General features: G+C 70.5%; 21 protein-coding genes. 6 read left to right on the forward strand and 15 right to left on the reverse strand.

Annotated elements, in window-relative coordinates; translation table 11 throughout:
* Positions 1–22: 22 nt before the first annotated feature.
* The gene (locus OG507_RS07365) at positions 23–670 is read right to left on the reverse strand and encodes an HAD family hydrolase (RefSeq protein WP_327366331.1); all 648 of its coding nucleotides are present in this window, start codon (positions 668–670) and stop codon (positions 23–25) included.
* A gap of 106 nt (positions 671–776) precedes the next feature.
* On the opposite strand from OG507_RS07365, the gene OG507_RS07370 reads away from it, so the two are divergent.
* Together OG507_RS07370 and OG507_RS07375 are read left to right on the forward strand one after the other, a co-directional pair.
* Positions 777–1,136 (forward strand): hypothetical protein, encoded by a 360-nt coding sequence (locus OG507_RS07370; RefSeq protein WP_327366332.1) that lies wholly within the window; start codon positions 777–779, stop codon positions 1,134–1,136.
* 2 nt (positions 1,137–1,138) lie between these two features.
* On the forward strand, positions 1,139–1,576 hold the full coding sequence (locus OG507_RS07375) for a hypothetical protein (protein WP_327366333.1): 438 nt from the start codon (positions 1,139–1,141) through the stop codon (positions 1,574–1,576).
* A 26-nt stretch (positions 1,577–1,602) separates the two neighbouring features.
* Here the strand turns inward: OG507_RS07375 and OG507_RS07380 are convergent, their stop codons facing one another.
* The 3 genes from OG507_RS07380 to OG507_RS07390 form a co-directional block, all read right to left on the reverse strand.
* Positions 1,603–2,106: a GNAT family N-acetyltransferase gene (locus OG507_RS07380; protein WP_327366334.1), complete on the reverse strand. Its 504-nt coding sequence runs from the start codon at positions 2,104–2,106 to the stop codon at positions 1,603–1,605.
* Positions 2,107–2,142: 36 nt separating this feature from the next.
* Entirely contained in the window at positions 2,143–2,736 is a 594-nt protein-coding gene (locus tag OG507_RS07385) for an RNA polymerase sigma factor (protein WP_327366335.1), read from the reverse strand.
* A gap of 94 nt (positions 2,737–2,830) precedes the next feature.
* Positions 2,831–4,009, reverse strand: a complete 1,179-nt coding sequence (locus OG507_RS07390) for a glycerophosphodiester phosphodiesterase (RefSeq protein ID WP_327366337.1) — start codon at positions 4,007–4,009, stop codon at positions 2,831–2,833.
* A 234-nt stretch (positions 4,010–4,243) separates the two neighbouring features.
* Between OG507_RS07390 and OG507_RS07395 the strand changes: the two genes are divergently transcribed.
* Positions 4,244–4,915, forward strand: a complete 672-nt coding sequence (locus OG507_RS07395) for a lysophospholipid acyltransferase family protein (RefSeq protein WP_327366338.1) — start codon at positions 4,244–4,246, stop codon at positions 4,913–4,915.
* A 108-nt stretch (positions 4,916–5,023) separates the two neighbouring features.
* Here OG507_RS07395 and OG507_RS07400 read toward each other — a convergent pair whose 3' ends face one another.
* On the reverse strand, positions 5,024–6,568 hold the full coding sequence (locus tag OG507_RS07400) for an MFS transporter (RefSeq protein ID WP_327366339.1): 1,545 nt from the start codon (positions 6,566–6,568) through the stop codon (positions 5,024–5,026).
* On the reverse strand, positions 6,565–7,116 hold the full coding sequence (locus OG507_RS07405; RefSeq protein WP_327366340.1) for a TetR/AcrR family transcriptional regulator: 552 nt from the start codon (positions 7,114–7,116) through the stop codon (positions 6,565–6,567). The genes OG507_RS07400 and OG507_RS07405 overlap by 4 nt, the downstream gene beginning before the upstream one ends.
* Before the next feature lie 84 nt (positions 7,117–7,200).
* Between OG507_RS07405 and OG507_RS07410 the strand changes: the two genes are divergently transcribed.
* Positions 7,201–7,722, forward strand: a complete 522-nt coding sequence (locus tag OG507_RS07410) for a hypothetical protein (protein ID WP_327366341.1) — start codon at positions 7,201–7,203, stop codon at positions 7,720–7,722.
* 27 nt (positions 7,723–7,749) lie between these two features.
* Here the strand turns inward: OG507_RS07410 and OG507_RS07415 are convergent, their stop codons facing one another.
* The 4 genes from OG507_RS07415 to OG507_RS07430 form a co-directional block, all read right to left on the reverse strand.
* Complete coding sequence (locus tag OG507_RS07415; RefSeq protein WP_327371887.1) at positions 7,750–8,649, reverse strand: sigma-70 family RNA polymerase sigma factor; 900 nt, start codon at positions 8,647–8,649, stop codon at positions 7,750–7,752.
* 81 nt (positions 8,650–8,730) lie between these two features.
* A complete protein-coding gene (locus tag OG507_RS07420) occupies positions 8,731–9,702 on the reverse strand; it encodes an aldo/keto reductase (protein WP_327366342.1) in 972 nt (323 codons plus the stop codon).
* A gap of 111 nt (positions 9,703–9,813) precedes the next feature.
* Entirely contained in the window at positions 9,814–11,241 is a 1,428-nt protein-coding gene (gene argH / locus OG507_RS07425; protein ID WP_327366343.1) for an argininosuccinate lyase, read from the reverse strand.
* A 119-nt stretch (positions 11,242–11,360) separates the two neighbouring features.
* The gene (locus OG507_RS07430) at positions 11,361–12,554 is read right to left on the reverse strand and encodes an argininosuccinate synthase (RefSeq protein ID WP_283850718.1); all 1,194 of its coding nucleotides are present in this window, start codon (positions 12,552–12,554) and stop codon (positions 11,361–11,363) included.
* 174 nt (positions 12,555–12,728) lie between these two features.
* Here OG507_RS07430 and OG507_RS07435 point away from each other — a divergent pair, with 174 nt between their 5' ends.
* Together OG507_RS07435 and OG507_RS07440 are read left to right on the forward strand one after the other, a co-directional pair.
* The gene (locus OG507_RS07435) at positions 12,729–13,322 is read left to right on the forward strand and encodes a pyridoxamine 5'-phosphate oxidase family protein (protein ID WP_327366344.1); all 594 of its coding nucleotides are present in this window, start codon (positions 12,729–12,731) and stop codon (positions 13,320–13,322) included.
* Positions 13,323–13,384: 62 nt separating this feature from the next.
* Positions 13,385–14,086, forward strand: coding sequence for a L,D-transpeptidase family protein (locus tag OG507_RS07440; protein WP_327366345.1), 702 nt, complete (start codon positions 13,385–13,387; stop codon positions 14,084–14,086).
* Between the two features lie 23 nt (positions 14,087–14,109).
* Here the strand turns inward: OG507_RS07440 and OG507_RS07445 are convergent, their stop codons facing one another.
* From OG507_RS07445 to argC, 5 genes are read right to left on the reverse strand one after another with little or no spacing between them, the layout of a single operon-like run.
* Entirely contained in the window at positions 14,110–14,646 is a 537-nt protein-coding gene (locus OG507_RS07445; RefSeq protein WP_327366346.1) for an arginine repressor, read from the reverse strand.
* Positions 14,647–14,656: 10 nt separating this feature from the next.
* A complete protein-coding gene (locus OG507_RS07450) occupies positions 14,657–15,853 on the reverse strand; it encodes an acetylornithine transaminase (RefSeq protein WP_327366347.1) in 1,197 nt (398 codons plus the stop codon).
* A complete protein-coding gene (argB, locus tag OG507_RS07455; protein ID WP_327366348.1) occupies positions 15,850–16,764 on the reverse strand; it encodes an acetylglutamate kinase in 915 nt (304 codons plus the stop codon). The genes OG507_RS07450 and argB overlap by 4 nt, the downstream gene beginning before the upstream one ends.
* Entirely contained in the window at positions 16,761–17,915 is a 1,155-nt protein-coding gene (gene argJ, locus OG507_RS07460; protein ID WP_327366349.1) for a bifunctional glutamate N-acetyltransferase/amino-acid acetyltransferase ArgJ, read from the reverse strand. The genes argB and argJ overlap by 4 nt, the downstream gene beginning before the upstream one ends.
* Positions 17,912–18,940, reverse strand: a complete 1,029-nt coding sequence (argC, locus tag OG507_RS07465) for an N-acetyl-gamma-glutamyl-phosphate reductase (RefSeq protein WP_327366350.1) — start codon at positions 18,938–18,940, stop codon at positions 17,912–17,914. Before argC ends, argJ begins: the two co-directional genes overlap by 4 nt.
* Positions 18,941–18,963 lie beyond the last annotated feature (23 nt).

Raw genomic sequence — 18,963 nt, forward strand, 5'->3', positions numbered from 1 at the left:
GTGGATGGCGGTGCGAGCCAGTTCAGCCGACCGTGGTGATTTCCATGCCGAGGGCTGTGACCTGCACCGATACGGCGGAGAGGTCATCGATGACGACATCCGCGTCCAGCTCGGAGCGGTCATGTGTTGTGGCCAAGGCCACGGTCTTCATGCCTGCCGCCCGTCCGGCCCGCAGCCCTGCCGGGGCGTCCTCGAAGACCACGCAGCGCTCCGGGTCGACGCCGAGCCGCTCGGCGGCCAGGAGATAGGGCGCGGGGTCGGGCTTGCCCCGGGTGACGTCCTCGGCGGCGACCATCAGGGGGAAGTCGATCCCCGCCTCGCGCAGCCGGGCCTCGCCAAGCCGCCGGGTGGCGGAGGTGACGACGGCCCAGCGGTCCGCGGGCAGCGCACCGAGCAGTTCCTTGGTGCCGGGCAGGATCACGACTCCGCCGGGGGCGTCCTCGACCTCCAGCTGTTCTATACGGGCCAGGGCCGCCTCGACCCGGTCCGCGGGCAGCAGTTCGGCGATGATCTCACCGGCCGTCCGGCCGTGCAGTTCGACGCCCTGGAAGTCCTCCGCCGTGATCCCGTGCTCCTGGGACCACCGGGTCCAGCAGCGGTACACCGACTCGATCGAGGAGAGCAGTGTTCCGTCGTTGTCGAACAGCAGGGCTTCGGCTTGGATCTTCATGGTCATCGACCCTAGGGCCTCGCCCACGGGCCGGGTCCCCTGGGTGCGGGGCCCTGGGTGCGGGGGCGCACGCAGGGGGCCTTTTGGTCCGTAATACCCTCGCCTCATGCTTGACGCCCTGACGGTCGCGGTCGCCGTGACCGCGCTCGCCCTCACCGCCTGGTGCGGTTTCGCCGCATACCGGGACCAGCCGACCAAGGACTGGCACTTCATCGGGATGGCCGTGGTCTCGCTGCTGGCGCTGGCCCAGCTGGTGGTGGGCATCGTGCAGTTGTCCCGGGGCGAACGGCCCGAGCAGGGCATGACGATCTTCATCGCGTATCTGGCCGGCGCATTCCTCGCCGTGCCCGCGGCCGGATTCCTGTCGCTCACCGAGCGGACCCGGTGGGGTTCGGTGACGGTGTCGGCGGGCGCGGTCGTGCTGGCCGTCCTCGAAGTGCGGCTCTACGACATCTGGGGAAACTGACCGTGACCGACACCGATCGCACCCCCGCAGCGGCCACCGGCGGCAGGCAGCCCTTCGACCTCGGCACCGGTCCTGGCCGGGTACTGGTCTGGTTCTACGGGGTGTTCACCGTGGCGGCGGCCTCCCGCTCGATCGTCCAGATGATCCTGGACTTCGACAAGGCACCGCTCGCCTATGTGCTGTCGGCCGTCGCCGCCGCCGTGTACGGATTCATCACGTACTCACTGGTGCGCGGTGGCGAGAAGGCGCGCAGGTCGGCACTGGTGTGCTGCGGCGCCGAGCTGCTGGGCGTGCTGGTCGTGGGGACCTGGACGATGGTGGAGCCCTCGGCGTTCGCGGACGCCACCGTCTGGTCGGACTTCGGCATGGGCTACCTGTTCATCCCGGTGATCCTGCCGATCACCGGGATGATGTGGCTGCGCCGCGCGAAGACCGCGTAGGACCGGCGAAGAGCGTGTGACCGGTGCTACGCGCTGGCCACGTAGGCGGGTGCGGTCGCGTCCTTCTCCAACAGGATCATCCGGACGCCGTCCTGACCGGTCTCGTTGCCTACGGGGGCGTAACCCGCACGCCGGTAGAGCCGCAGATTGCTCTCGCTGCGGTGTCCGGTGTGCAGCCGGAAGCGGATGGCCGACCGCTCGTCGACGAGTCCCGACTCGGCGGCCCGCAGCAGCCGGGCGCCGAGACCGTGCCCCTGGAGCCGCGGGTGCACGCAGAGCCTTCCGATCTCCCCGGTGCCGTCCTGATCGGCGGACGCCCGTACGGAACCGACGACTTCGTCACCCAGCCGCGCCACGAACACCAGATTCGTGGCGATCTCCGCGTGCACCGAATCGAGGGTCTGGACGAGCGGGTCGATCCGGTAGTTCCCGTACAGTTCCGCCTCGCTCTGGAAGCAGAGGTACTGAAGTTTCAAGACCTGTTCGGCGTCCTGTGCCGTCGCCGCCGAGATGATCACGCTCATGCCCATCTGCGCATGCCTCCGCCCACCTGATCCACCGGTTGTCTAACGCTCCTTTCCCCACAGTTCAGGAGCTACAACCTCCGCCGCGAGCATTCTGCGCAGACATCCAAGGCATCGGGAACGGACCGGACCCAAACTCCCCTGTGAGATACCCAACTTCCCTGCGATTTCCCGGTAGGTGGGATCACCGGGCGCGAGCATCGCCGCGAGCAGCCCGGCGCACCGGCCGGGCAGCCGGTCCACCGCGGCGCGCAGCGCCCGGCGTTCGTCGGCCCCGACGGCGATCCGCTCGGGGCAGCCCCCGGCCGGATCGGCCGAGGTCTCGTCACGGTAGGGGCGTTCGTGCCGGGTGGTACGGCGGGCCCGGCGGGCCTCCGCCCGTACGGCGTCCCGCACCCAGCGCGCCGTGTCCGGCGGCGGCCCGTGCTGTGCGAGCCGCTCCAGCAGCCGCAGCCAGACGGCCTGTTCGAGATCGGCGGATTCGATCGCCGCGCCCGTCGCCGAGGCGGCCGCCTCCGCCGTGGCCTCGGCGCTCACCAGCGGATACAGGGCGTGGACAACGGCGGCAGGAGTGGCGGGAGTCGCTGCGGCGGGCGCGGCGGGAGTCACTGCGGGAGCAAGATCGAGAAGGGTCATGCACCGGCCGACGCGCCTGCGGCGACGGGCGGTTGCCGTACCCGGCGAGCACCACCCGACCGGGGCACGTCCCGGCCGGGTGCTGACGCCGGTGTCACTTCGCGGCGAAGTCCACCGCGGCGAGGAGAGCGGTGTCCGGGTTGTCGGAGAAGATCCCGTCGATGCCCGTCGCGAAGTACGCCTGGAACGCGCCGAACGCGTCGCCGTAGGCGTTGGGGTCCGTGCCGCGCCGGAAGTCGGCGGGCAGGAAGGTGTTCTCGTTGCGCATGGTGTACGGGTGCAGGACCAGGCCCTGGGCGTGCGCGTCCTTCACCAGAGCGGTCGGTGCGGCGAGCCGGCCCGTGGCGTCCTTGGGGATGATCAGGTCCAGGGTGGGCCCGATGCCCTGGGCGAAGGAGGACATCCACTTCAGGCCCTCGGGCTTCACCAGGTCGTCGACGGTGCGCGGGTCACCGGAGGCCACGAAGTCCCACGGCCGCGATCCCGCGCCGGAGAGCAGGACGACGCGCGGGGTGGCGACGAGCTTCGACAGCCGCTGGACGCTGCCGGGCTCGAAGGACTGGAGGATGAGCGGCGACTGCTTGCGGTGGCGGTCGTAGCGGCGCAGCAGCTTGGCGAGGGGCTCTTCGAGTCCGAGGCCGAGGCCGCGGAAGTACGTGGGGTGCTTGGTCTCGACGTACAGCCAGACCGGCTTTCCGCGCCTGCGTCCCTCGCGGTCGGCCCAGCGCAGCACCTCCTCGAAGGTGGGGATCTCCCAGCGGCCGTCGTAGAGCGTGTTCTTCTGGCGGGTGCCGGGGATGCGCTCCTTGGCGCGGAGCGTCTTGAGCTCGGCGAGGGTGAAGTCCTCGGTGAACCAGCCGGTGAGGGAGACGCCGTCGACGCTCTTCGTCGTCCTGCGGCTCGCGAACTCGGGGTGGTCGGAGACATCGGTGGTGGCGGTGATGTCGTTCTCGTGACGGCAGACGAGATGGCCGTCCTTGGTCGGTACCAGGTCCTGCTCGACTATGTGGGCGCCCATGTCGAGGGCCAGCTGGTAGGAGCCGAGGGTGTGCTCGGGGCGGTAGCCACTGGTGCCGCGGTGTCCGATGACTGTGGGCACCGGCAGGTCGAGACGGAAGCCGTGCCCGCCGGACCGCTCGGAGGGGTTCCGGCCGGTCCTGCCCGCGGCTTCGGCCTGGCCGCCGGACAGCCCCAGGGCGGCCGTGCCCAGCGCCGCGGCCCCCGCCCCCAGCAGGGTTCTGCGGCCGGGACCTGCCTGTGCGCGCTCAGTCATGAATGCTCCTCGCGTGTGATGTCTGGCACCTGTCGGGCGAGAGCCGAGCGTAGGCAGCCGTACCGTCGGAAGAGCAGCTCCTGGACGAACATGGCGGAAACTCACGTCAACACTGCGTATCTGCTCGATGAACCCGATGTGCGATCGGCGAGTACCCGCGAGTATCGTCCTCACCTGCATGGACCGTCACGATCCCGCACCTCGGCCGGCCAGGCCACTACACCGGAGGAACCGTTGTCCCGACACGCACTCATCAAGGCAGTGCTCGGACCGATCTTGCGTCTGATGTTCCGCCCCCAGGTGGAAGGTGTGGAGAACATTCCCGGGGACGGTCCGGTGATCCTCGCGGGCAACCATCTGACGTTCATCGACTCGATGATCATGCCGATCTGCTGCGACCGGCCGGTCTACTACATCGGCAAGGACGAGTACGTGACGGGCAAGGGGCTCAAGGGCCGGGCGATGGCCTGGTTCTTCACGGGCTGCGGCATGATCCCGGTGGACCGCGACGGCGGCCGCGGCGGTGTCGCGGCGCTGATGACGGGCCGTCGGGTGCTGGAGGAGGGCAAGGCCTTCGCCATCTACCCGGAGGGCACCCGCTCCCCCGACGGCCGCCTCTACCGAGGCCGTACGGGCATCGCGCGGCTGACGCTGATGACGGGCGCGCCGGTGGTGCCCTTCGCGATGATCGGCACGGACAAGCTGCAGCCCGGTGGTGCCGGTCTGCCCCGCCCCGGCAAGGTGACGGTCCGTTTCGGCGCGCCGATGGAGTTCTCCCGCTACGAGGGCATGGACCGCGACCGCTATGTGCTGCGGGCGGTGACCGACTCCGTGATGGCCGAGGTGATGCGGCTGTCCGGTCAGGAGTACGTCGACATGTATGCGACGAAGGCCAAGGCCGCGTGAGCTGAAGCGCCGCGCATGACATGTGCAAGGGCCCGTACCCCGGTTGGCGGTACGGGCCCTTGCGCATGTCATCACCACTCGTTCGGCCCAGGGCGCAAGCCACGGCGCCTACTGGTGCACGATGCCTTCCTCCAGCTTCTGCCCGCGCAGCAGGAACCAGGCGGCGCCAGCCGTCGCCAGCAGGACGGCCGCGCCGACACCCGCGGCGAGCCGCAGTCCGTCGACGAACGACTCCTGTGCCGCGGAGACCAGTGCGCTCGCCTGCTGCGCCGGAAGGCCGTGGGCCGCTTCGACGGCGCCGCCGAGTGATTCATGGGCCGCGGTGGCGTTGGCGGCCGGGACGCCCCTCGGGGTGACGAAGTCCTGGTAGACGCCGGTGACGATCGAGCCGAGCAGGGCGATGCCGAGGGCCGCGCCGAGTTCGTACGCCGTCTCGGAGACCGCGCCTGCGGAGCCCGCCTGCTCCTTCGGGACGCTGGAGAGGATCACATCGGAGGTGACGGTGAAGGCGAAGCCCGCGCCGACGCCCACGACCAGCAGCAGCGCGCCGATCAGCGGATAGGCGGTCTCCTGGTGGATCAGGACGACCGCGGCGAGCGCCAGGCCGATCGCCCCGAGACCGCCGGACACCACCGACCGTACCGAGTGACGCCGGGCCGCCACACCGGCGATCAGGCCGGCGGTGACCGCACCGACGGCTGCGGGCAGTTCGGCGAGCCCGGCCTCCAACGGTCCGCGTCCCTGCACCAGTTGCAGGAACTGGGAGAGGAAGAAGACCAGCCCGGAGAGGCCGAGGATGGTCAGCAGATCGGCGAGGACCGCGCCCGAGAATCCCCGGTGGTGGAACAGGCGCATGTCCAGCAGGGGCGCGGGGAGCGTGAGCTGCCGGCGTACGAACCAGCAGAGCGCGGCCAGGCCCCCGATGCCCACGACGGCGACGCCCCAGCTCACGCCGTGCGCGGCCAGCTCCTTGACGGCGTATACGACTCCGATCATGCCGATGAAGGAGAGCGCCACGCTGCCCAGGTCCCAGGGGCCCGGTGCCGGGTTCTTCGACTCGGGGATCATCCTGACGCCGACGACCACCAGGACGGCCATGACGGGCAGGTTGATCAGGAAGACCGAGCCCCACCAGAAGTGCTCCAGGAGGAACCCGCCGACGACGGGGCCGACGGCCGCGCCCGCAGAGGCCATGGCCCCCCAGATACCGATGGCGAAACTGCGCTCGCGCGGATCGTGGAAGAGGTTGCGGATCAGGGCGAGCGTGGACGGCATCAGGGTGGCGCCCGCGACACCGAGCAGCGCCCGCGCCAGGATCATCATCTCGGGGGTGCTCGCGTACGCGTTGAGCACGGAGACCGCGCCGAAGGCGACGGCACCGGTCAGCAGCAGCTTCTTGCGGCCGATGCGGTCACCGAGGCTGCCCATGGAGACGAGGAGCCCGGCGATGACGAAGGAGTAGACGTCACCGATCCAGAGCAGCTGGGTGCCGGACGGCTTGAGGTCCTCGGTGAGAAAAGGGGTGGCGAGGCCGAGGACGGTGGCGTCCACGGCCACGAGCAGCACGGCGAGAACGAGGACGGCCAGAGCGATCCACCGCCCCGGGCGGCGCAGCTCATGGGAGCTTTCCGTGTGCTGTTCGAGACTGCTCATTGCTCCACGCTCCGGCGTGCGCCGCCGAGCAGCAACTCGACGATCATGTACTGGAAGTCCTGCCCGGCGACCCGGCCCGCCTGTACGGCCCAGGCGCCGGTGGAGATGAGTCCGTAGAGGGCCTCGGTCAGCCAGGCGGGGGTGAGGTCGATGCGGAACTCGCCGCGCTCCTGGCCGCGCCGGAAGAAGGCGGCGACCCGGGCATCGAGCCGGTTCCAGCCCTCGTTCACCTCGTCGCCCTCGAAGAGCTGGTTCTCGGTGACGAGGAAGGAGAGCAGTCCGGCGCTCGGCTCGACGGCCGCGACGAGCCGGCGCAGCGCTTCCTCGGCGCTGCCCTCGTCGAGCGCGGCGGCGTCCAGAGCCGCTTCGAACTCCTGGATTCCCAGTTTCTCCAAGGCTCTGACCAGGGCGTCCCGTCCGGCGAAGTGCCGGTGCAGGGTGGCGCGGCCGATGCCTGCGGCTCTGGCGACCTCGTCCATGGTGGCGGTCGATTTGCGGGTCAGCAGGGCGGCGGCGCTGCGCAGCACCCGCTCACGGTCGAGAGTCATGAGACGACGATAACCCATATGAGACATGAACGTCTCATCGGAAAGGCGTCGCCTCCGGCGGAAGGAAGAGAGCACGATGTCGGCATGAAGCCGCTGCTGCTGATCGACATCGACGGTCCGCTCAATCCGTACGTGGCACTGGCAGACCGACGGATCCCGCACGGCTACGCGCGGCACCGGATGCGGCCGGTGGGCTGGGACTACGGGCCGGCGCTGCCCGTCCTGCTCAATCCGGACCACGGCCGGGCGCTGCTGGCGCTCGCCGGGCGTTACGAACTGGTCTGGGCGACGACCTGGAAGGACGAGGCCAACGTGTGGATCGGGCCGCACCTGGGACTGCCCCCGCTGCCGTACATCGACTGGCCGGCGATGCACGGCGGCGCGCCGCAGGGTACGTACTGGAAGACGCAGTACGTCGTGGAGTACGCGGCCGGGCGGCCGTTCGCCTGGATCGACGACGAGATCACCGAGCAGGACCGGGCGTGGATATCGGGGCAGGGGACCGCCGAGACGCTGCTTCTGTGGATCGATCCGCGGACCGGACTGCTTCCGGCCGATTTCGAGACGCTGGCCGCGTGGGCGGACGGCCGCAGCGGCGGGGAGTGAGCCCGTCGCCCGGCCATCCGCCGCGGGTCAGTCGTTGAGGACGGTGAGATCGAGGCCGGGAAGGCGGGCCGTGTCGTTGATGACGGACATCTCGACGACCTTCCCCCGCGCGATCGTGAAGACCATGACCGAGAACCGCCCGCCCTCGCGCGTCGAGATGACGGCCGGCTCCCCGTCGACCAGTGCCCGCCGCGAGGAGCGGGCGAACGGCGCGAACATCATCGCCTGACGGGCCACGGCAGCGGCGCCCCGCACCTGGGCCGACGCACCGATACCACCGGCGCCGGTGTCGGACCGCACCACGACGTCCGGGTCGAGCACGGCGACGAGGGCCTCGAAGTCCCCGCCGCGGGCGGCGGCCAGGAAGGCGTCGACGACCTCGCGCTTGCGGGTGAGATCGGGGTCCGGGGCCGGGTCCACGCCCTGCACCCGGCGCCGGGCCCGGCTGGCGAGCTGCCGGGCGGCGGCCGGGGTGCGGTCCACGACGCGGGCGATCTCGTCGAAGGGCACGGCGAACATGTCGTGCAGTACGAAGGCGAGCCGCTCGGCGGGGTCCAGCGTTTCGAGCACGACCAGCATCGCGAGACCGACCGAGTCGGCCATCACGGCCTGCTGCTCGGGGTCCGCATCCCGCTGGGCGCCGAGCACCGGTCCGCAGGCGTGCGGCTCGGGCGTTACGGTGTCGAGGGGCTCCTCACGGCGGGAGCGGCGGGTGCGGAGCATGTCCAGGCACACCCGCCCGACGACCGTCGTCAGCCAGCCGCCCAGGTTCTCGATCGCCCGGCTGTCGCAGCGGCTGAGCCGGATCCACGCTTCCTGGACGGCGTCCTCCGCCTCACCGGCCGAGCCGAGCATCCGGTAGGCCACGGCCTTCAGCTGAGTCCGGTTCTCCTCGAAGCGTTCGGCCAGGAACTCGTTTCCGTACACAGTCACATTCCTCCGTAGTGTTCCGTCACTGCGATGACGAACCGGACCCCGGTGATGTGACAGACACGTCCGACGGCTCGTTCAGCTCCACGGCAGCGCGGCGCGGCGACGCCAGTACGCCTCCGGCTCCTCCACCAGCGCGTCGAGCAGGCCGCGCCGCTCCTCGTCGAGGTCGACGACGGCAGCGTGCAGGTTCCCGGCGAGCTGGTCGACGGTCGCCGCGCCGGAGAGCACCACACCGGCCCACGGCTGGTGCAGTACGAGCGCCAGGGCGACCGCGTCGCTGCCCACACCGGCCCCGGCGGCGATCTCCCGGACCAGCGCCGGGGCCTCCGATCCGGCGAGCCGGCCGTTGGCCATGGCCTCCTTGACGATCACGGTGAGCCCGGCCTCATGGGCCTCGGCGAGCGCCGATCCGGCCGAGGTCTCCAGGGCGTTGAAGGTGGCCTGGACCGTACGGAAGAGCGGCTCGCCGTCGACCGTGACGGCGAGGGCGGCCCGGATGGCGTCGGACTGGCCCGGTCCGCTGGTGGACAGACCGACGCTGACCCCGTCGGCGGCGAGGGCGGCGAGCCGCGCGTGCAGCTCCTTGTCGGTGAGGGCCGGGCTGTCCGCGGTGACCGAGTGGATCTGGTAGAGGTCGAGCCGGTCACCGAGCAGTGCGTCGGTCTCGGCGCGCTGGCGTTCGAACGCGGCGAGGCTGTGGTCCTTGACCTCGTGCGCCTCGGCTTCGACGCTCCAGCCGGCGGTGCAGGTGTAGCCCCACTTGCTGCCGATGACGACATCGCGCACGTCGGGGTGCGCCGTCAGCCACTCGCCGAGGAACTCCTCCGAACGGCCGTAGGAGCGGGCCGCGTCGAAGTAGCGGACGCCCTGTGCGTAGGCGGCGTCCAGCAGCTCATGGGTGCGCTCGCGCAGCGCCTCGACGCTGCGGTCCCCGGGCAGATCGCGGTCGCGGTGGAGGTTGATGTAGCCGGGCCTGCCGACCGCCGCCAGGCCGAGCCCGATGTGGGCGGTCGGAGTCGTCGCTGTGGCCAGCCGGGCGAAAGGCATCGTGGGCTCCTCGTCGGTCGGGTGCGCTCACCGTCAACGTAACGCAGCCCGGGAAAACCGAAAGGCGGGGAGCGTACAACCGCTCCCCGCCCTGAGATCTTCTGCGCGCCGTCAGTCCTTCGCGGTGGCCCACGCCTGCTGGACGGCGAGGTCCGCCTTGACCTCGGCGAGCTGGACGGCGACGGCCGAAGGGGCCGTACCGCCGCGGCCGCTGCGGGAGGCGAGCGCACCGGCCACGTCGAGGACCGTGCGGACCTCGGGGGTGAGGTGCTCGGAGATCTTCGCGAACTGCTCGTCGGTGAGCTCGTCGAGCTCGATGCCGTGCTGCTCGCACTCCTTGACGCACTCGCCCGCGACCTCGTGCGCGACGCGGAACGGGACGCCCTGCTTGACCAGCCACTCGGCGATGTCGGTGGCGAGCGAGAAGCCCGCCGGGGCCAGCTCCTCCATGCGCTCGCGGTTGACGGTCAGCGTGGCCATCATGCCGGTGAAGGCGGGGAGCAGGACTTCGAGCTGGTCGCAGGAGTCGAAGACCGGTTCCTTGTCCTCCTGGAGGTCGCGGTTGTACGCGAGCGGGAGGGCCTTCAGCGTGGCCATCAGGCCCGTCAGATTGCCGATCAGCCGGCCGGACTTGCCGCGGGCCAGCTCGGCGATGTCCGGGTTCTTCTTCTGCGGCATGATCGAGGAGCCGGTGGAGAAGGCGTCGTGCAGGGTGACGAAGGAGAACTCCTTCGTGTTCCAGATGATGACCTCCTCCGCGATCCGGGAGAGGTTCACGCCGATCATCGCGGTGATGAACGCGAATTCGGCGACGAAGTCACGGGAGGCCGTGCCGTCGATGGAGTTGGCGACGGAACCGCGCTCGAAGCCGAGGTCGGCGGCGACCGCCTCCGGGTCGAGACCGAGCGAGGAGCCGGCGAGCGCGCCGGAACCGTACGGAGACACTGCCGTGCGATCGTCCCACTGACGCAGCCGCTCGGCGTCCCGGGACAGGGACTGGACGTGGGCCAGCACGTGGTGGGCGAAGAGGACGGGCTGGGCGTGCTGGAGGTGCGTACGGCCCGGCATCGCGACGTCCGGGTGGGCCTCGGCGAGGCCGACCAGTGCGCCCTGGAGCTCGGCGATCAGACCGCCGATGATCCGGGCGTGGTCACGCAGGAACATCCGGAAGAGCGTGGCGATCTGGTCGTTGCGGGACCGTCCCGCCCGCAGCTTGCCGCCGAGGTCGGGGCCGAGTCGCTCCAGCAGGCCGCGCTCCAGCGCGGAGTGCACGTCCTCGTCGGCGACGGTGCCCACGAAGTCGCCCGACGCCACGTCCTGTTCGAGCCGGTCCAGGCCCGCGAGCATGCGGTCCAGCTCGTCCGCGGTGAGCAGGCCCGCCTTGTTCAGCGCGCGTGCGTGGGCGCGGGAGCCCGCGATGTCGTACGGGGCCAGACGCCAGTCGAAATGGACCGAGGCGGACAGATTGGCCAGGGCCTCGGCGGGGCCGTCGGCGAACCGGCCGCCCCAGAGGCGGACATCGCCGGTGTTGCTGCTCACGGATGCTCCTAAATATGCGGTCGGGCGGGGCGGGGTCTCTTTCCCCGCCCCGCCCCTTCCCGAACCGGGGGGCTCCGCCCCCGAACCCCGCTCCTCGAACGCCGGAGCGGCTGAAGATGTCAGGCCAGGTCGCGCTTGGCGGCGATCTTCGACGAGAGGCCGAAGATCTCGATGAAGCCCTGCGCCTTGGACTGGTCGAAGGTGTCGCCCGAGTCGTAGGTGGCGAGGTTGAAGTCGTAGAGCGACTGCTCGGACTTGCGGCCGGTGACCACGGCGCGGCCCGCGTGCATGGTCATCCGGATGTCACCGGTGACGTGCTGGTTGGCCTCGTTGATGAAGCCGTCCAGGGCGCGCTTGAGCGGGGAGAACCACAGGCCGTCGTAGACCAGCTCGCCCCAGCGCTGCTCGACCTGCCGCTTGTAGCGGGCCAGCTCGCGCTCGACCGTGACGTTCTCCAGCTCCTGGTGCGCGGTGATCAGTGCGATCGCGCCCGGGGCCTCGTACACCTCGCGGGACTTGATGCCGACGAGCCGGTCCTCGACCATGTCGATCCGGCCGATGCCCTGGGCGCCGGCCCGCTGGTTGAGCTGCTGGATCGCCTGGAGGACGGTGACGGGCTTGCCGTCGATGGCGACGGGCACGCCCTCCTTGAAGGAGATGACGACCTCGTCGGCCTCGCGCGGGGTGGCGGGGTTCTCGGTGTACTCGTAGATGTCCTCGATCGGCGCGTTCCAGATGTCCTCCAGGAAGCCCGTCTCGACGGCGCGCCCGAAGACGTTCTGGTCGATGGAGTACGGGGACTTCTTGGTGGTCGCGATCGGGAGGTTCTTCTCCTCGCAGAAGGCGATCGCCTTGTCCCGGGTCATCGCGTAGTCACGGACCGGGGCGATGCACTTCAGGTCGGGGCCGAGCGCGGAGATACCGGCCTCGAAGCGGACCTGGTCGTTGCCCTTGCCGGTGCAGCCGTGGGCGACGATTCCGGCGTTGTGCTTGTTGGCGGCGGCGACGAGGTGCTTGACGATGGTCGGCCGGGAGAGGGCGGAGACCAGCGGGTAGCGGTCCATGTAGAGGGCGTTGGCCTTGATCGCCGGGAGGCAGTACTCCTCGGCGAACTCGTCCTTGGCGTCCGCGACCTCGGCCTCGACGGCACCGCAGGCGAGCGCGCGCTTGCGGATGACGTCCAGGTCCTCGCCGCCCTGGCCGACGTCCACGGCAACGGCGATGACCTCGGCGCCCGTCTCCTCGGCGATCCAGCCGATGGCGACGGAGGTGTCCAGGCCGCCCGAGTAGGCGAGTACGACGCGCTCGGTCACGGGTTTCTCCTTACGGTGCAATCACTGATGGGTATAACTATGCAGTCCTCCGTATGTTTTGTCAAAGGTGCTGGTGGACGGTGTGTCGCAAGGCCGTCGGCGGCGGGCACGCACGCGTGTCCCACCTGCTGAAATGCCCCATGAGCCAACGGGGCGGTGACGATAATGACCGGCATGGGAAAAACGTACGAACGTATCGACGGACGGATCAGGGCCTTCATCGAAGAGCAGCCCATCTTCTTCACCGCGACCGCGCCCCTGGGCCAGGAGGGCACGGTCAACCTCTCCCCCAAGGGGGTCAGCGGCTCCTTCGCCGTCATCGACGAGCTGACCGTGGCCTATCTGGACTTCGCGGGGAGCAATGCCGAGACCGTCGCGCACCTCCGGGAGAACGGGCGGATCACGCTGATGTGGTGCGCCTTCCAGGGGCCGCCGAACATCGTGCGGGTGCACGGGCGCGGGGAGCCGGTCTTCCGTGACGATCCGCGGTTCGGGGCGCTGCTCGCCCGTTTCCCCGCTGTGGACCCCGGCCCGCACGGGCTGCGCGCCATCATCGTGGTCAGGGCCGAGCTGATCCGGGACACCTGCGGATTCGCCGTCCCCTTCATGTCGTACGACGAGGACCGGTCGCTGCACGCACAGCGCTTCGCCCGCGAGGACGACGCGTCGCTCAGCGCCTACTTCGAGAAGAAGGAGCACATCGCGACGAGCATCGACGGACTGCCGGGGCTGCCGCTCCCGCTGCCGGCCATGCCGCGCGCAAAGTGAGATTACGCCGTACGGAGCAGAACGGGCGGTGGCGTGCCGTCGGACGGTCTAGCGTCCTGGGCATGCGCAGATCTGTGGTGATCGCTTCGGTACTGCTCGCGCTGGCGGGCTCGGTCGCGGCCCGGCCGGCGGCGGCGCCCGCTCTCCCGGAGCGGATGGCCGACACCGGCGGCGGTACGCAGCTGATCACGGCCGAGGCCCCGGCCAAGGGCTCCACCACCGGCACCGTCACCTGGTGGAATATGCGCCGGGGCGTCTGGGTGAAGGGCGGGTCCACACCCGCCAGGTTCGGCGCGAAGGGGCTGACGGAAGGGACCTCGCGCAAGCAGGGCACCGACACCACACCCACCGGTCTGTACGACCTGCCGTACGCCTTCGGGAACAAGGCGGCACCGGCCGGCACCAGTTACCCGTACCGCCGGGTCAACAGCCGGTCGTGGTGGTGCCAGGACAACGCGGCGCGGGCCTACAACCGGTGGGTGGAGCCGCGGCCTGCCGACTGCCGGGCGGGCGAGTCGGAGCGGCTGGCCGCGTATCCGACGCAGTACGCCCGCGCGCTGGTCATCGGCTTCAACTACGAGCGGCCGGTGCGGGGACGCGGCGCCGGGATCTTCCTCCATGTCAACGGGCGTGGCGCGACCGCCGGTTGCGTCTCCGTACCGGCGGCCGCGATGGACCGGATCCTCGACTGGGCGGACCCGGTCCGCCGTCCCCACATCGCGATCGGGACGCGCTCGGGCCCGACCGCGATCACGCGTTACTGACGGCCCCCGGGAAGGCGGGCCGCTCAGCGCTCGTTCTGGGCCAGTCGCAGCAGGTGCTCGGCGAGCGCCTGGCCGCCCGCCGGATCACGGCTGATCAGCATGAGGGTGTCATCGCCCGCGATGGTGCCGAGGACGTCGTGCAGTTCGGCCTGGTCGATGGCCGACGCGAGGAACTGGGCGGCGCCGGGAGGCGTACGCAGCACCACCAGGTTGGCCGAGGCCTCCGCCGAGATGAGGAGTTCGGAGGACAGGCGCCGCATCCGCTCCTCCTTGGCGGACTCCCCGAGCGGCGCGTGCGGAGTGCGGAAACCGCCCTCGCTCGGCACCGCGTAGATCAGCTCGCCGCCGGTGTTGCGGATCTTCACCGCGCCCAGCTCGTCCAGATCGCGGGAGAGCGTCGCCTGGGTGACGCTGAGCCCGTCGTCCGCGAGGAGCTTGGCCAGCTGGCTCTGTGAGCGCACCGGCTGCCGGTTCAGGATGTCCACGATCCGGCGGTGGCGTGCGGTGCGGGTCTGCGGCACGGACGGCCCGCCGTGCTCGGATTCCTGCGCCTCGGTCATCGTCGTCGCCTCATTCTCCGGATCGTCCGTCCCCGTTTGCCGCGTCGAGGGCGCCGGGCAGCGCCTGGAGGAACGCGTCCACCTCCGTGTCGCCGATGATCAGCGGCGGCATGAGCCGCAGGACATCGGGGGCGGGTACGTTCACCAGGATTCCGGCTCCCTGAGCCGCCTGTTGCACCTGAGGTGCGAGGGGCTCGGTGAGCACGATACCCAGCAGCAGACCGGAGCCGCGGACATGGGAGACCAGGGGGTGCCCGAGGCCCTCCACGCCGCCTCGGAGCTTCTCACCGAGGCGCTTCACCCGGTCCAGGGCGCCGTCGGCCGCCAGGGTGTCCAGGACGGCGAGACCGGCGGCGCAGGCGATCGGGTTGCCGCCGAACGTCGTGCCGTGCTGGCCGGGCTTCAGCAGATCGGCCGCGGGACCGAACGCGACGGCCGCGCCGATCGGGAGTCCGCCGCCGAGGCCCTTGGCGAGCGTGACGACGTCGGGCTCGATGCCCTGGTGGGCCTGGTGCTCGAACCACTGACCGCAGCGGCCGATCCCGGTCTGCACCTCGTCGAGTACGAGCAGGGTGCCGGTGGCCCGGGTGATCTCCCGGGCGGCCTCCAGATAGCCCTTGGGCGGCACGACCACACCGTTCTCGCCCTGGATGGGCTCGATGATCACCAGCGCGGTGTCGGTGGTCACCGCGGCCCGCAGGGCATCGGCATCGCCGTACGGGACATGGGTGACGTCACCGGGCAGCGGGAGGAAGGGCTCCCGCTTCTTGGGCTGGCCGGTGAGCGCGAGCGCGCCCATGGTCCGGCCGTGGAAGCCGCCGTCGGTGGCGACCATGTGGGTACGCCCGGTCAGCCGGCCGATCTTGAAGGCGGCCTCGTTGGCCTCGGCGCCCGAGTTGGCGAAGTAGACCCTGCCCTTGCGGCCGAAGAGCTGGAGGAGCCGTTCGGCGAGGGCGACGGGCGGCGGTGCGATGTAGAGGTTGGAGACATGGCCGAGGGAGGCGATCTGGGTGGAGACGGCCTCGACGACGGCCGGGTGGGCGTGGCCCAGCGCGTTCACCGCGATGCCGCCGACGAAGTCGAGGTATTCGGTGCCGTCGGCGTCCCACACACGGGCGCCTTCACCGCGGACGAGGGACAGCTGGGGGGTGCCGTAGTTGTCCATCAGCGCGTGGCTCCAGCGCTGCGAGAGCTCCTGGTTGCTCATGACTCCCCCTGCGTGTCGAGCTGTTCGTCGGGCACGACCATCGTGCCGATTCCTTCGTCGGTGAAGATCTCCAGCAGGATCGAGTGCTGGACCCGGCCGTCGATGACACGGGCGGTCTCGACGCCGTTGCGCACGGCGTGCAGGCAGCCCTGCATCTTGGGCACCATGCCGCTGGACAGCTCGGGAAGCAGTTTCTCCAGCTCGGTGGCGGTGAGGCGGCTGATCACGTCGTCGCTGTTGGGCCAGTCCTCGTAGAGGCCCTCGACATCGGTGAGAACCATCAGCGTCTCGGCGTTCAGCGCGGCGGCGAGTGCGGCGGCCGCGGTGTCGGCGTTGACGTTGTAGACGTGGTTGTCGTCGGCGGAGCGTGCGATGGAGGAGACGACCGGGATCCGGCCGTCGTCCAGCAGCGCCTGGATCGCCCCGGTGTCGATGGCGGTGATCTCGCCGACCCGGCCGATGTCGACGAGCTCGCCGTCGATGGTCGGCCTGTGCTGGGTGGCGGTGATGGTGTGGGCGTCCTCGCCGGTCATCCCGACGGCGAGCGGGCCGTGCTGGTTGAGCAGGCCGACGAGCTCGCGCTGGACCTGTCCCGCGAGCACCATCCGTACGACGTCCATCGCCTCGGGCGTGGTGACGCGCAGCCCGGCCTTGAACTCGCTGACCAGACCCTGCTTGTCGAGCTGGGCGCTGATCTGCGGACCGCCGCCGTGCACGACGACGGGCTTGAGGCCCGCCTGGCGCAGGAAGACGACGTCCTGGGCGAAGGCCGCCTTCAGCTCCTCGTCGACCATGGCGTTGCCGCCGAACTTGATGACGACCGTCTTGCCGTTGTGCCGGGTCAGCCAGGGCAGCGCCTCGATGAGGATCTGCGCCTTCGGGAGTGCGGTGTGCTTCCGCGCCGGGGTCATGAGCTGTACGCGCTGTTCTCGTGGACGTAGTCCGCGGTGAGGTCGTTGGCCCAGATGACTGCGGACTCGGTGCCGGTGGCCAGGTCGGCTGTGATCTCGACCTCGCGATAGCGCATGTCGACCAGGTCGCGGTCCTCGCCGACGCCGCCGTTCTTGCAGACCCAGACGCCGTTGATGGCGACGTTCAGCTGGTCCGGCTCGAAGGCGGCCTTCGTCGTGCCGATCGCGGAGAGGACCCGGCCCCAGTTGGGGTCCTCGCCGTGGATGGCGCACTTGAGGAGGTTGTTGCGGGCGATGGAGCGGCCCACCTCGACGGCGTCGTCCTCCGTCGCGGCGTTGATGACCTCGATACGGATGTCCTTCGAGGCGCCCTCGGCGTCGCCGATGAGCTGCCGGGCGAGGTCGGCGCAGACGGTCCGTACGGCCTCCGCGAACTCGCCCTGCTCCGGGGTGATGCCACTCGCGCCGGAGGCCAGCAGCAGCACGGTGTCGTTGGTCGACATGCAGCCGTCGGAGTCGACCCGGTCGAAGGTGGTACGGGTGGCGGCGCGCAGCGCGGAGTCGAGACCGGCCGCGTCCACGTCGGCGTCGGTGGTGAGGACGACCAGCATGGTGGCGAGGCCCGGGGCGAGCATGCCCGCGCCCTTGGCCATCCCGCCGACGGTCCAGCCCTCGCCGCCCGCGACGGCGGTCTTGTGGACGGTGTCGGTGGTCTTGATCGCGATGGCGGCCTTCTCGCCGCCGTGCTCGCTGAGGGCGGCTGCCGCCTTCTCGATGCCCGGCAGCAGCTTGTCCATCGGGAGCAGCGTGCCGATCAGTCCGGTCGACGCGACCGCGATCTCGCCCGCGCTGTGACCGGTGAGGACCTCGGCGGCCTTCTCGGCGGTGGCGTGGGTGTCCTGGAAGCCCTTCGGACCCGTACAGGCGTTGGCACCACCGGAGTTGAGCACGACGGCGCTGACCTCGCCGCCCCTGAGCACCTGCTCCGACCAGAGGACGGGAGCGGCCTTGACGCGGTTGGAGGTGAAGACGCCCGCGGCGGCGCGACGCGGACCGTGGTTGACCACGAGGGCCAGGTCCGGGTTGCCGCTCTCCTTGATTCCCGCGGCGATGCCCGCCGCCGAGAACCCCTGTGCTGCCGTGACGCTCACGGTGCGACTCCGATCGTGGAAAGACCTGTGTCCTCGGGAAGTCCGAGGGCGATGTTCATGCTCTGCAGGGCGCCGCCGGCGGTGCCCTTGGCGAGGTTGTCGATGGCGCTGATGACGACGATCCGGCTCGCCGCCTCGTCGTACGCGACCTGGATCTGTACGGCGTTGGAGCCGTACACGGACGCGGTGGCGGGCCACTGTCCCTCGGGGAGCAGGTCGACGAACGGCTCGTCGACGAACGCCTTCTCGTACGCGGTACGGACGGACTCGGCGCTCACGCCCGGCTTCGCCTTCGCGCTGCACGTGGCGAGGATGCCGCGCGGCATCGGCGCGAGGGTCGGCGTGAAGGAGACGGTGACCGGTTCACCGGCCGCGGCGCTGAGGTTCTGGATCATCTCCGGGGTGTGCCGGTGGACCCCGCCGACGCCGTACGGGGTCATGTTGCCCATCACCTCGGAGCCGAGCAGATGCGGCTTGGCCGCCTTGCCCGCCCCGGAGGTGCCGGACGCGGCGACGATCACGGCCTCGGGCTCGGCCAGCCGGGCCGCGTACGCCGGGAAGAGCGCGAGGGAGACGGCGGTCGGGTAGCAGCCGGGCACCGCGATACGCTTGGAACCGGTCAACGCCGAGCGCCCGCCCGGCAGTTCGGGCAGACCGTAGGGCCAGGTCCCGGCGTGCGGCGAGCCGTAGAACTTCTCCCAGTCCGCCGCGTCCCTGAGCCGGAAGTCGGCGCCCATGTCGACGACCAGCACCTGCTCACCGAGCTGCTCGGCGACGGCGGCGGACTGCCCGTGCGGAAGGGCGAGGAAGACCACGTCGTGCCCGGCGAGGGCCTCGGGCGTGGTCGGCAGGAGCACCCGGCCGGCGAGCGGCCGCAGATGCGGCTGCAGCGCACCGAGCGTCTGCCCCGCGTTGGAGTTGGCGGTGAGGGCCCCGATCTCGACCTCGGGGTGGACGAGCAGGAGGCGGAGCAGCTCCCCGCCGGCGTATCCGCTCGCCCCTGCCACTGCTGCACGTACCACCATCGAAATCCTCCTCGTCGATGGCA

Origin of the sequence: Streptomyces sp. NBC_01217, assembly GCF_035994185.1 — a bacterium.
Lineage (GTDB): Bacteria > Actinomycetota > Actinomycetes > Streptomycetales > Streptomycetaceae > Streptomyces.